Origin of the sequence: Sphaerotilus microaerophilus (assembly GCF_023734135.1) — a bacterium.
Lineage (GTDB): Bacteria > Pseudomonadota > Gammaproteobacteria > Burkholderiales > Burkholderiaceae_C > Sphaerotilus > Sphaerotilus microaerophilus.
The window spans coordinates 5236618-5248858 of sequence record NZ_AP025730.1; the positions used below are offsets into that span (position 1 = coordinate 5236618).

General features: G+C 67.8%; 10 protein-coding genes. 1 reads left to right on the forward strand and 9 read right to left on the reverse strand.

The genetic code is table 11. The features are described from left to right. Window positions 1–41 precede the first annotated feature (41 nt). The 5 genes from NGK70_RS22495 to ald all read right to left on the reverse strand — a co-directional run bounded on the left by NGK70_RS22495 (window position 42) and on the right by ald (window position 5118). Entirely contained in the window at window positions 42–770 is a 729-nt protein-coding gene (locus tag NGK70_RS22495) for an ABC transporter ATP-binding protein (protein WP_251970683.1), read from the reverse strand. A gap of 14 nt (window positions 771–784) precedes the next feature. Continuing rightward, window positions 785–1567 (reverse strand): ABC transporter ATP-binding protein, encoded by a 783-nt coding sequence (locus NGK70_RS22500; protein ID WP_251970684.1) that lies wholly within the window; start codon window positions 1565–1567, stop codon window positions 785–787. 16 nt (window positions 1568–1583) lie between these two features. Then, entirely contained in the window at window positions 1584–2669 is a 1086-nt protein-coding gene (locus tag NGK70_RS22505) for a branched-chain amino acid ABC transporter permease (RefSeq protein ID WP_428985623.1), read from the reverse strand. A gap of 22 nt (window positions 2670–2691) precedes the next feature. Further along, complete coding sequence (locus NGK70_RS22510; protein WP_251970686.1) at window positions 2692–3621, reverse strand: branched-chain amino acid ABC transporter permease; 930 nt, start codon at window positions 3619–3621, stop codon at window positions 2692–2694. 381 nt (window positions 3622–4002) lie between these two features. Then, a complete protein-coding gene (gene ald / locus NGK70_RS22515) occupies window positions 4003–5118 on the reverse strand; it encodes an alanine dehydrogenase (protein WP_251970687.1) in 1116 nt (371 codons plus the stop codon). Between the two features lie 161 nt (window positions 5119–5279). Here ald and NGK70_RS22520 point away from each other — a divergent pair, with 161 nt between their 5' ends. After that, on the forward strand, window positions 5280–5738 hold the full coding sequence (locus NGK70_RS22520) for an Lrp/AsnC family transcriptional regulator (RefSeq protein ID WP_251970688.1): 459 nt from the start codon (window positions 5280–5282) through the stop codon (window positions 5736–5738). A gap of 621 nt (window positions 5739–6359) precedes the next feature. Here the strand turns inward: NGK70_RS22520 and tnpC are convergent. The 4 genes from tnpC to lolA are packed head-to-tail and all read right to left on the reverse strand — an operon-like array spanning window position 6360 to window position 12241. Continuing rightward, window positions 6360–7790 (reverse strand): IS66 family transposase, encoded by a 1431-nt coding sequence (gene tnpC / locus NGK70_RS22525; protein ID WP_251970689.1) that lies wholly within the window; start codon window positions 7788–7790, stop codon window positions 6360–6362. A 48-nt stretch (window positions 7791–7838) separates the two neighbouring features. Beyond that, a complete protein-coding gene (locus NGK70_RS22530) occupies window positions 7839–10145 on the reverse strand; it encodes a toll/interleukin-1 receptor domain-containing protein (protein ID WP_251970690.1) in 2307 nt (768 codons plus the stop codon). Between the two features lie 28 nt (window positions 10146–10173). Next, the gene (locus tag NGK70_RS22535) at window positions 10174–11550 is read right to left on the reverse strand and encodes a replication-associated recombination protein A (protein WP_251970691.1); all 1377 of its coding nucleotides are present in this window, start codon (window positions 11548–11550) and stop codon (window positions 10174–10176) included. A 52-nt stretch (window positions 11551–11602) separates the two neighbouring features. Then, entirely contained in the window at window positions 11603–12241 is a 639-nt protein-coding gene (gene lolA, locus NGK70_RS22540; protein WP_428985549.1) for an outer membrane lipoprotein periplasmic chaperone LolA, read from the reverse strand.

The following is a 12241-nucleotide window of genomic DNA, read 5'->3' on the forward strand; positions in this document are numbered from 1 at the left end:
GGGCCGGGCTGGCTGCACAGCAGCCAGTCCGGTCCTGCAGCTCACTCGCCCAGGTAGGCCGCGCGCACCTTCGGGTCGTCTAGCAGCTGCTTGCCCGGGCCGGTCATGGTGACCAGGCCGGACTCCATCACGTAGCCGCGGTTGGCGATCGCCAGCGCGCGGCTCGCGTTCTGCTCGACCAGCAGGATGGTGGTGCCCTGGCGGTGGATGTCGTTGACCACCTCGAAGATCTTGTCGACCATGATCGGCGACAGGCCCATCGAGGGCTCGTCCAGCAGCAGCACCTTGGGCCGGGCCATCAGTGCGCGGCCCATCGCCAGCATCTGCTGCTCGCCGCCAGACATGGTGCCGGCGAGCTGGTCGCGGCGCTCCTTCAGGCGCGGGAAGATGGCGAAGACCTTGTCGATGTCGGCGTCGATGTCCGCATCGCTGCGGGTGTACGCGCCCATCTGCAGGTTCTCGGTGATCGTCATGCGCGTGAAGGTGCCGCGGCCTTCGGGCACCATCACCAGGCCCTGCTTGGCCAGGTCCCAGGCGCCCTGGCCCTTGATGCTGCGGCCCAGGTACATCACGTCGCCATCGGCCACCGGCTGGATGCCCGTGACCGCCTTCAGCGTGGTCGTCTTGCCCGCGCCGTTGGCGCCGATCAGGCTGACCAACTCGCCCTGGCGCACTTCGAGGCCCACGCCCTTGACCGCCTGGATGCCGCCGTAGGCCACCTTGAGGCCCTTGACCTCCAGCAGCACCTGCCCGTTGTTCTGTTGTGCCATCGGTGCGGCTCCGTTCAGTGGGGCTTGTGACCGGCGCCCAGGTAGGCCTCGATCACCTTCTCGTTGCGTTGGACCTCGGCCGAGGTGCCCTCGGCGATCTGCTTGCCGTAGTCGAGCACGGTGACGCGGTCGCACAGGCCCATCACCAGCTTGACGTCGTGCTCGATGATCAGGATCGTGCGCCCGTCGTTGCGGATGCGGTCGATCAGCTCGCGCAGCACCACCTTCTCGGTGGCGTTCATGCCGGCGGCGGGCTCGTCGAGCGCGATCAGCTTGGGGTCGGTGGCCAGCGCGCGGGCGATCTCCAGGCGGCGCTGGTCGCCGTAGCTCAGCGTGCGCGCCTTGAACTCCGCGTACTTGCCGATGCCCACGTAGTCGAGCAGCTCCTGCGCACGCGCCTTGATGGCGGCCTCCTCGGCCTTGAACGAGGCGGTGCGGAACACCGCGCCGATCAGGCCCGACGAGGTGCGCACATGGCGCCCCACCATCACGTTCTCCAGCGCCGTCATCTCGGGGAAGAGGCGGATGTTCTGGAAGGTGCGTGCGATGCCCGCCGCCGCCACCTCGTGCACCGCGGTGGGCACGTAAGGCGCACCGCCGAGCTCGAAGGTGCCGCCGTCGGGCGTGTACAGGCCGGTGATGACGTTGAAGAAGGTGGTCTTGCCCGCGCCGTTGGGGCCGATCAGGCCATAGACCTGGCCCTTGCGGATCGTGATGCCCACGTCCTGCAGGGCCTGCAGGCCGCCGAAGCGCTTGGAGACGCCCTGCACCTGCAGGACGATGTCGGATTGGCTCATGTCTGCTCCTTGCGCTTCACTTCACCGCCACCGCAGCCTTGCCGTGTTCCGGCGAGGGCCACAGGCCGCGCGGGCGCAGCAGCATCACCGCGATCATCGCCAGCGCGATCAGCAGCTGGCGCAGGATGGCCGCGTCGATGCGCCCCCCCGTCAGGTTCTGGACGTCGCCGGCCACGTAGCGCAGCACCTCGGGCAGCGCGGCCAGCAGCAGCGCCCCCAGGATCACGCCCGGGATATGGCCGATGCCGCCCAGCACCACCATCGCGACGATCATCACCGACTCCATCAGCGTGAAGGACTCGGGCGAGATGAAGCCTTGGAACGAGGCGAACATCGAGCCGGACACGCCGCCGAAGGTGGCGCCCATGCCGAAGGCCAGCAGCTTGAGGTTGCGGGTGTTCAGGCCCATCGCCTTGGCGGCGATCTCGTCCTCGCGGATGGCCATCCAGGCCCGGCCGATGCGCGAGGTCTCCAGCCGGTGGCAGACCACCACGCTGCCCACCACCAGCACGAGGAAGAGGTAGTAGTACAGCGCCACCGAAGGCACGCTGAAGCCCAGCACCTCCAGCGGCTTGCCGAAGCTCACGCCTGCCAGGGTCATGGGGTCGATCTGGCTGATGCCGCGCGGCCCGTTGGTGATGTTGACCGGGTGCTCCAGGTTGTTCATGAACACCCGGATGATCTCGCCGAAGCCCAGGGTCACGATGGCCAGGTAGTCGCCGCGCAGCTTCAGCGTCGGCGCACCCAGCAACACACCCGCCAGCGCCGCGATCGTCGCGGCCAGCGGGATGACCACCCAGATCGGCAGGTGCAGCCCGTTCGGGAACGCGGCCTTGATCGACTCGAAGTTCTCCGCCAGGTGCGGCGACGCCAGCAGGGCGTACATGTACGCACCCACCGCGTAGAACGCGACGTAGCCCAGGTCCAGCAGGCCGGCGTAGCCGACCACGATGTTCAGGCCCAGCGCCAGCAGCACGTACAGCAGCGCCAGCGCCATGATGCGCACCCAACCCTGGCCGAACTGGGCCGCGATCAGTGGCAGCGCCAGCAGCGCCACCGCGGCGATCAGGAAGACGATGAAGCTGTTCTTCTTGGAAGTCATCATGATGATCGTCCTCCCTCGCTCAAGCCCGGTCCGCCACGCGCTCGCCCATCAGGCCCGACGGCCTCAGGGTCAGCACGAGGATCAGGACGATGAAGGCGAAGATCTCGACGTAATGGCTGCCGAAGACGCCACCGGTCAGCTCACCCAGGTAGCCCGCACCGATGGCCTCGATCAGGCCGAGCAGCACGCCGCCCACCATCGCGCCGGTGAGGTTGCCGATGCCGCCGAACACCGCGGCGGTGAAGGCCTTCAGGCCCGGCAGGAAACCCATCGAGTGCTGCACAGTACCGTAGTTGGCCGCCCACATCACCCCGGCAATGGCCGCCAGCGCGGCGCCGATGATGAAGGTGGCGGAGATCACATGGTCAGGGCGCACGCCCATCAGGCCGGCCACGCGCGGGTTCTCGGCGGTGGCGCGCATCGCCCGCCCCAGCTTGGTGCGGTTGACCAGCCAGAGCAGCCCGGCCAGCGAGACCATGGTCACGACCAGGATCACCACCTGCGTCAGCGTGATCACCGGGCCGTCCTCCCACAGGAAGTAGATCTCCGGCGGCAGCAGCTGCGGGAAGGGCTTGGGATTGGGCTTCCAGATGATCATCGCCAGCGTCTGCAGCAGCAGGCTCATGCCCATCGCGGTGATCAGCGGTGCCAGGCGCGGCGCGTTGCGCAGCGGCCGGTAGGCGATCTTCTCGATCGTGAAGTTCAACGCCGCGCACACGACCATCGCGAGCAGCATCGCCACGATCATCAGCAGCCAGCCGGGCATCGTGCCGGGCGGAATCGTGGTGGCCACGGTCCAGGCCACCATGGCGCCCACCATCAGCACCTCGCCGTGGGCGAAGTTGATGAGGCTGATGATGCCGTAGACCATCGTGTAGCCCAGGGCGACAAGGGCATACATGCTGCCCAGCACCAGGCCATTGATGACCTGCTGTACAAAAACATCCATTCTTCGGGTCTCCTCGGGCGAGTCCGGTTGAGCCTCGCGCCATGAACGGCACGAATCGGCTCGTGGCCGCCGTGCGCCTTGTTGCAATGCCCATGCCACCTCAGGCGGGCGCCATGCGGATCGCCCCCAGCGCGGTCCGCCCGACCCCCACCCCGTCCGGTTCGGGTGGCGAAAGGCGGGGCGGATTGTAGAGGCCGGTTACAGGGGCACCGATGCGTGTTTACCGCACGGTCGTGGGGCGGCACGCCGATTCGACGGGCATCAAGGCTGCTTGTGTTTCAGACCGGGCACTGCGGCGTGTGCGCAACGAACCGCCGCCGTGCCCTGGAGCACTGCGGGCACCTGATGGCAGGGAACTGACCACAGGTGCCGGCCCAGGCGTCAGCCCAGCACGCCGGCCACGTCCGTGCAGGGCCGACCCAGCCCCTGCGCGACCACCGGGTGCACGATGGCGCCGGCATGCACCGTCAGGCCCTCGCGCAGGTGCGCATCGGCACGGCAGGCCTCGCGCCAGCCCTGGCCGGCCAAGGCCAGCACGAAGGGCAGCGTGGCGTTGTTGAGCGCAAAGGTCGAGGTGCGCGGCACCGCGCCGGGCATGTTGGCCACGCAGTAGTGCACGATGCCGTCGACCACGTAGGTCGGCTCGGCATGGGTGGTGGCGCGCGAGGTCTCGAAGCAGCCACCCTGGTCGATCGCCACGTCGACGATCACCGCACCCGGCTTCATGTGTGAGAGCTGCTCGCGGCGGATCAGCTTGGGCGCCGCGGCCCCCGGCACCAGCACCGCACCGACCACCAGGTCGGCCTGCAGCACCGCCGCCTCGGTGGCGTCCAGCGTGGCGCAGACGGTGCGCAGCCGGCCACCGAAAACCTCGTCGAGCTGGCGCAGGCGCGGCAGCGAGCGGTCCAGCACCGTGACCTCGGCGCCCAGGCCCATCGCCATGCGCGCCGCGTGCGTGCCGACCACGCCGCCGCCGATCACGCAGACCTGCCCCGGCGCCACGCCCGGCACGCCGCCGAGCAGCACGCCACGCCCGCCGTTGGCCTGCTGCAGCGCCACCGCGCCGACCTGCACCGCCATGCGCCCCGCCACCTCGCTCATCGGCGCCAGCAGCGGCAGGCCGCCGCGCGCATCGGTGATCGTCTCGTAGGCGATCGCGGTGCAGCCGCTGGCCAGCAGGCCCTCGGCCTGCACCGGGTCCGGCGCCAGGTGCAGGTAGGTGAACAGCAGCTGGCCGGCGCGCAGCATGCGGCACTCCTGCGGCTGCGGCTCCTTGACCTTGACGATCATCTCGGCCCACTCGAACACCGCCGGCGCATCGGCCAGCACCTGGGCGCCCGCGGCCAGGTAGTCGGCATCGCTGCAGCCGATGCCGCGGCCGGCACCGGCCTGCACCGCCACCGCGTGGCCGGCGTGGGTGAGTTCACGCACCGAGGCCGGCGTGAGGCCGACGCGGTACTCGTGGTTCTTGATTTCGGTGGGGACGCCGATGCGCATGGTGTGACTCCGTTGGGAAGGCTGCGAATGGGCGAAATCCTGCGCCTGAGTGGACGCAATGTCCTGCGCAATGGCCTGCTCCTGAACCCTCGCGCACGCAAGAATCTGCGCAAGTTCCGCCAGAATCGGGCCAATCACGCCTGCATCACGAAGGAATACGCATGGAACTGGACCGCACCGACCGCCAGATCCTGTCCATCCTGCAGGCCGAAGGGCGCATCACGAACGCCGAACTGGCCGAGCGGGTGCACCTGTCGGCCTCTGGATGCCTGCGCCGCCAGCAGCGGCTGGAGGAAGGCGGCGTGATCGACGGCTACGGCGCCGTGCTCAGCGCCAGCGCGATCGGCAAGCCCACCACCGTGTTCATCGAGATCACGCTGAACAGCCAGCGCGACGCGGCGCTGGATGCCTTCGAGCGCGCGGTGCAGGCCTGCCCGGACATCCTGGAATGCCACCTGATGTCAGGCACCGCCGACTACCTGCTGCGCGTGGCGGTGGCCAACACCGAGGACTACGAGCGCATCCACCGCAAGCACCTGGCGGCCTTCCCGCACGTGGCGCGCATCCGCTCGATGTTCGCGCTGCGCTCGGTGCTCAAGCGGCGCGGCTATGCGCTGTGAACCACGTCCCCCTGCCCTTCAAACAAGCCGACCAGCAACTCGGCCACATGACCGTCAACGCATCGTCTATTCCGAGTCACACAGCCCGGACAAATCGAGTCCGAACTCCACCGCCCAGGCACGTGCTGTGGCACCTCCCCCCGCCACCTGACAGGCCCGCCGCCGGACCGCACCAGACCCTAGGTCCATCAAGACCACACCATCGGGCATCCCGAACGAAATCAGATCGCTCCGGCTCGATGCGGCAAGCGCCTGCCGCATTGGACGCACGCCAGCTGGCAGACCTGGATTCAGCTCTGCCAGCTGACGGCCGTCACTCAGATCCACGACTGACACCCGGTCCGACATGTCGCCCACCAGGAAGACTTCACGGCCGACCACTGTCCGGACGGGTGTCCTCTCTGTGGTCTGCATTGATACATCCGTTTCCTGGGGGCGCACTGAATACACGAGGCGCCCGTCAGCAACGGCGACCCACCGCTCGCTGCCCCAACCGAGTGAAAAGCTCCTGAGGTCCCGCCCCGGTCCGCCGCCTGCCAGCACCTGAGAAGGTACGTATTCACCCCCTCCCCAGAACGTCCAGAGGAAAGTGGAGCCAGCGAGGACGCAGCTGCGTGAGAGTCAGCCCGAGGGAGCGGCCTGGGGTGGCAGCAGGCTGGGGTGAGGCGCCTTGTCGATCCAGGCGAGCACGGCCTGATGCATGTAGTCGATCAAGTCGCGGCCCTGGCGTCGACAGGACTCCACCACGCTGAAGCCGCGGGCGATGAACTCGTCGCCACGCCGTGATCGCGTGGGCCCGGAGATCTTGCGCTTGAGCACGATGGAGCGGATCGAGCGCTCGGCGTCATTGTTGGTGGGCGGCACCTGAGGGTGGTTCACGAAGCCCCACAACGCCGGCCAGAGCTTGAGCAGGTTCTGACAGGTGGCCTGCGTGCGCCGGCAACCGGTCTGTGCCGCGCCCCGATCCAATGCCGCCCGGACGCGGCGCTGCAAGGCTTCGAACTGCGCGGCGCTGCGGCCCTGCTCGCGCCAGCGACACAGCACATAACCCAGTGCCAGCAGCCTCGCACCGATGCGCCCGGCCGCGCCTGGGCGCTGCGCCATGCGCGTGAAGTCGCGCAGCAGATGCGCCCAGCACACCTGGCGCCGGCTGGCGTCGAGGTGGGCGTAGCCGGCATAGCGGTCCGACACCACCACGCCCTGCGGCGCCTGGCCGATCAGGTCCGTAATGACATAGCGTGCCCGCGAGGGCAGGATGCTGAAGACCGCCAGCTTGGGCTGGATCACACCCCACACCCAATTGGCCGAGCCTTCACGCGGGTAGCGCGTCTCGTCCATGTGCAGCACCGGGGCCTGCGCCAGCGAGGCCACCGCGACCGCCACCGGCGCCTTCAGCGCAGCGGCTACCTTGCCGTGGGCCTGCGAGATGGCCCCCACGCTGAAATCGAGCCCCAGCAGTTGGGCCAGCAGGTCCCGGATCTTGCCCTGCGTGAGGTGAAAGCGCGTGCCCAGCACACCCACCAGCGCCAGCGCGCGCGGCCCGATCTGCCCGCTGGGAACACCCTGCGGCAGAACGCCCCGATGGCCCAGCCCGCATTGGGTGCACACACCGCTGTAGAGCCGGTACTCCTGCACATCGGGGGTCACCGGCGGGATGTCGAAGACCTGGTGACGCACCGGTTTGCCCTGCACGTTCACCGCGCCGCCGCAGTTGCACTGCGCCGGGGGCACACAGTCTTGGACACCGTCCACCTCCGTCTCGGGCAGCAGCGCCCGGTACGCGCCGGGGTGGCCCTTCTGGGCACCGCGCTTGCGCTGGCTGGCGCGGCGCTGGGCGCGGTTACCGCTGCCCGGTCCATCCGACGACGGCGGCTTCGATGAGTTGCGCGAGTCCACCTTCAGCCGCTCTTGCAGCCACGCCATCTGCTCGCGCAGTTGGGCGAGTTCCAGGGCCATCGTCTCGATCACCGCGTGGCACTCCGGCAGCGTCGCCGGCATCGTCATCGATACCGGCTGGAACGGTGCCTTGTCCTCGCTCTCAGCGCTGTTCATGCGGCCAGTGTCTTCGCAAAATCATCCACTTACAAGTAGACCTTCAAGTCACGGCTGAGGTAAGGGTGCAAGCCTGCGTTGGCGCTTGGGGGGCGGGGGTGAATAGATACCCTGAGAAGTGCCTTTCACTACATCGCGCAATTCGAGTCGACCATCAACTCTCACGACATACATCTTTCCTTCCGAACCGCCAAAGGCAATGGAGCGCACATCCGGCGGGTTGGCCTGCCAGATGATTTTTTCCTGAGCGATATCCCAGACTGCGGCAAGTCCGTCGGAATGGACATAAGCCAGCCACCTGCCATCCGCATCGAACGACACCGCCGTTGCCGGTGACGACGGGGTGCAGTCGATCGCCCTGCTGTTGCCTTGGCTGGCATCCCAAAGCGTGACACAGCCGTCGTCTCCAGCAGAGGCCAGCCACTTCGCCCCTGGGGAGAGAGCCAGTGCATTGACATATCCACGGTGCACGTCCAGAAGAGTGCGCTTCACTACACCGGTCGTCGTGTCGGCGATAAGGATGTTCGCTCTCTTCGACACCCACCTTCCGCGCGTGAGGTCGAAATGCGCATCGGAAGCCGCTATGGCAAGCGAACGACCATCCGGATCGAGAGCGGCAACCTGGAATCCCATATCGTCGGCAGGCGTCCTGACGATCCGGACAAAACCGTTGTTTGGCTGAAACGCCCAGACACGGACGCGACCACGGCCATCCCCCGTGACCAAGAGGCCGGATTGCGGATCAGCGGCCAAGCTCATGATGCTGGTCGCGTGGAAACCGATCACGCGAGGTGTGTCCCCCCAGAGATGCAGTTCCTGCTGAGTCGCCAAAGCAACCTCGCCGCCAGACGGACGCACGAACCGCGCAGCGTCGACGGTGGCCTCCAACTGCCGGGCATCCGGGGCGGCCTCGGGGGAGAGGTCTCGCAGATCGACTCGGCGAACAAACATGCCGCCGGCCAACAGCAACCAACGGCCGTCGGCAGATACATCGACCACAGCTCCCGTAGAAGGCTCCGGATCGATGTCGCGAAGCGGCCTCAGCGTGTTAGCGTCATGCAGCCGTACAACCCCGATGACACTGCCCGTCACGATCCGGTTGTCCGTGGTGACCGCCACAGAAACCACTGAGTCGGACGAGGGTGCACGCCGCACCATGCTTGCGCCATTCGGCCCCAGCGTCCATTGCGAAAGAGTACCGACCCGATCTGCACTCACCCACGACGATCCGGTCCGCTGAAACGCCAGAGCGAATGCGGCCTGCGCGTCCAGAACCTGGATGCGTGCCCGACGATTCAAATCCCACAGTGACCAGGCACCCTCGTCGCTGCCCACCAACGCCAGTTGGCCGTCGGCCGATACGCTGATCGAAGTAATCGCACCAGGGCTCACTCGTTCAAACCGCGCCAAGCACTGCCCTTGCCGAAAGTCCCAGATGGACAATACCCCTTGTCGATCGCCTGCGATCAACCAACCACGTGAAACGACCAATGCCACGGCATCGATGGGTGCTTCGGCTGCCACGGGCAGTTCGGCCACGAAATGCTGCGTGGCCACCAGAGCCTCCAGTAGCGCACCGCGCGCCTCGGTCGTCTCAGCCTTGTGCACGGCAACCAGTCCCCAGAGCACAGCCCCACGAGCGTCATGGTGCGCAAGTGCGAAGTGGGATTTCGCCGCGTATTCCCTCGACAGCGAAAGCGCTCGCTGCCCCTCTTTGGCGACCTTTTCGATCCGTGCCCGCCGATCGAGCACCACCGAGCCGACGCCCAACCCGACCACCAGCACGGCGACGGCGGCCACAGTCAGTCGAGCTTGCCGCCGCCGCAGCAGATGCTCACCCAGAATGGCGTCCAGCGGAACGCCTCGCAGCCTGGCCACCACCTGGGCCACGGCGTGCCGAAAGGCCGGCGCCTGTACGGGAAGACCTTGAGTGTCAGCCAAATCGGCATACAGGGATTCGCCCTTGAACTGACCCTTCAGCGCCGCCGGCAAGGCATCGGTGACCTGCCAATCGAAGTCACCGGTCACTTTATCCCAGCGAATCACTCCGTCGATCCGAACCAGAATGATCGAATCAGCCGACCGGTGATCAAGCCACCAGCGCACCTCGAGATCAACCCAAGCCGACTTGGCTGACACGCGCGAAGCCAGCAGGATCAGGAACCGTGCCGCACTCAGGGCCGATGCGATCTCTTCACGCAGCACCGGAGCAGCAGCCAGATTGGCCTTGTCAATGAAGACGTGCACACCACGCGGCCGATACCAAGGTCGCGCAAATCTTTCCAACTCTCGATGCAAAGCCTCGGCCTGGTCCACATTCGAGTGGCTGTAGGACAGAAAGCCATCGAACAGCAAGTCACCCTTCCGCTCCACTGGTCACCTGTCACCGTGAATCGCCACTGACCTTGGAAGGCTCTGAGCTGGCCGCCGCGGCATCCCGCGCCCGCAGCTGCGCCAGCTTCTCGCCGATCTTGATCTCCAGCCCGCGCGGCACCGGCGCGTAGAACTGCGGCGGCGGGTCCAGGGCGTCGGGGAAGTAGCGCTCGCCCGCCGCGTAGCCGCCCGCCTCATCGTGGGCGTAGCGGTAGTCGCGGCCGTAGTCGAGCGACTTCATCAGCTTCGTCGGCGCATTGCGCAGGTGCAGCGGCACCGGCCGGGTGCCGTCCTGCTGCACGAAGGCGCGCGCGGCCTTGTAGGCGGTGTAGACCGCGTTGGACTTGGGCGCCACGGCCAGGTAGACCACCGCCTCGGCCAGCGCCAGCTCGCCCTCGGGCGAGCCCAGGTGCTCGTAGGTCTCGCTGGCGTCCAGGCACAGGCGCAGGGCGCGCGGGTCGGCCAGGCCGATGTCCTCGGCCGCCATGCGGATCAGCCGGCGAACGATGTAGCGCGCGTCCACCCCGCCGTCGAGCATGCGCACCAGCCAGTACAGCGCCGCGTCCGGGTGGCTGCCGCGCACCGACTTGTGCAGCGCGGAGATGGTGTCGTAGAACTGCTCGCCGCCCTTGTCGTAGCGGCGCAGTTGCGCGCCCAGGCAGCGCTCCAGCGTGGCCTCGTCGATGGGGGCCTGGGGGCCGACCATGCGCGCCACGTTCTCATAGGTGTTGAGCAGCCGGCGCGCGTCCCCGTCGGCATAGGCGATCAGGCGCTGCGCCGCGGCCGGCTCGGGCGCCACCGCGTCGAGCGCCTGGCTGGCGCGCTGCAGCAGGCCCTGCAGGTCCTCCTCCGAGATCGGCTGCAGCACATGCACCGTGGCGCGAGACAGCAGCGCCGAGTTCACCTCGAAGGAGGGGTTCTCCGTGGTGGCCCCGATGAAGGTGAACAGGCCTGATTCAACGTGGGGCAGGAAGGCGTCCTGCTGTGCCTTGTTGAAACGGTGCACCTCGTCGACGAAGACGATGCAGCGCCGCCCCTGCGCCTGGGCGAGCTTCGCCCGGTCCACCGCGTCGCGGATGTCCTTGACACCGCCCAGCACCGCCGAGATCTGCACGAACTCGGCGTCGAAGGCGGTGGCCATCAGCCGTGCCAGCGTGGTCTTGCCGGTGCCGGGCGGCCCCCAGAGGATCATCGAGTGCGGCCGGCCGGACTCAAAGGCCACACGCAGCGGCTTGCCAGCATCGAGCAGGCTGTGCTGGCCGATCACCTCGTCCAGCGTGCGCGGGCGCAGCCGCTCGGCCAGCGGGGCGTAGGCCTGGGCAGCCTCGGCGGCCGGTGCCCGGGCCACCGCAGGGGCGGGTGAAGCGGCGCCGAACAGGTCGTCCATCACGGCCGGGCACCCTTCAGGTTCGATGTGAGTCCACGCTCACGGCAGGCACTCACTGGTTCAGCACGTCGGCACCGGCCGGCGGGTTGAACTTGAAGCGGGCGGCCGGGATGGCCGCGCCCGGCTCGAAGCGGGCGAACTCCAGCCGCGAGGTCTGGCCGAAGGCATCGGTGATCTCGAAGGCGGCCAGCTCACGGCCGCGGAAGCCCACCCGCACGCTGCGGATGCTGCCCTCCTTGGCCTTGGGCAGTGCGCGCGCCCACTGCAGGCCTCCCGCGTCCGCCTCGTTGCTCAGTGTGAAGTCCCGATCCAGGTTGCCTCCGGCCAGCAGCGCGGCCGGCGTGGCGCCCAGCGCCTGGTCGTAGGGGCGCACCGTGACCTGGTTCAGGTCGACATCGAAGAGCCAGACCTTCTGGCCATCGGCCACGATCTGCTGCTCGTAGGGCTTGGCGTAGTCGAAGCGGAAGCGGTTGGGCCGCAGGAACTCGAAGCTGCCGGTGGAGGACTTCTTCTTCGCCCCATCGGGCGAGGTCACCGTCTGGGTGAAGGCGCCACGGCCGGACTGCACGTCCTTGACGAAGTTGCGCAGGGCATCGGCGGCATCGGCATGCGCCACGCCAGGGACGACGGCGGCCAGCGCGGCAGCCATCGGGAAAGCCAGCAACGAGCGGCGGGGATTCTTTAGGGTCAT

What these genes read in the sequence shown, in the direction of transcription:
- NGK70_RS22495 (WP_251970683.1), bottom strand. Translation starts at nt 770, where the DNA reads ATGGCACAACAGAACAACGGGCAGGTGCTGCTGGAGGTCAAGGGCCTC.
- NGK70_RS22500 (WP_251970684.1), bottom strand. Translation starts at nt 1,567, where the DNA reads ATGAGCCAATCCGACATCGTCCTGCAGGTGCAGGGCGTCTCCAAGCGC.
- NGK70_RS22505 (WP_428985623.1), bottom strand. Translation starts at nt 2,669, where the DNA reads ATGACTTCCAAGAAGAACAGCTTCATCGTCTTCCTGATCGCCGCGGTG.
- NGK70_RS22510 (WP_251970686.1), bottom strand. Translation starts at nt 3,621, where the DNA reads ATGGATGTTTTTGTACAGCAGGTCATCAATGGCCTGGTGCTGGGCAGC.
- ald (WP_251970687.1), bottom strand. Translation starts at nt 5,118, where the DNA reads ATGCGCATCGGCGTCCCCACCGAAATCAAGAACCACGAGTACCGCGTC.
- NGK70_RS22520 (WP_251970688.1), top strand. Translation starts at nt 5,280, where the DNA reads ATGGAACTGGACCGCACCGACCGCCAGATCCTGTCCATCCTGCAGGCC.
- tnpC (WP_251970689.1), bottom strand. Translation starts at nt 7,790, where the DNA reads ATGAACAGCGCTGAGAGCGAGGACAAGGCACCGTTCCAGCCGGTATCG.
- NGK70_RS22535 (WP_251970691.1), bottom strand. Translation starts at nt 11,550, where the DNA reads ATGGACGACCTGTTCGGCGCCGCTTCACCCGCCCCTGCGGTGGCCCGG.
- lolA (WP_428985549.1), bottom strand. Translation starts at nt 12,241, where the DNA reads ATGACCCTAAAGAATCCCCGCCGCTCGTTGCTGGCTTTCCCGATGGCT.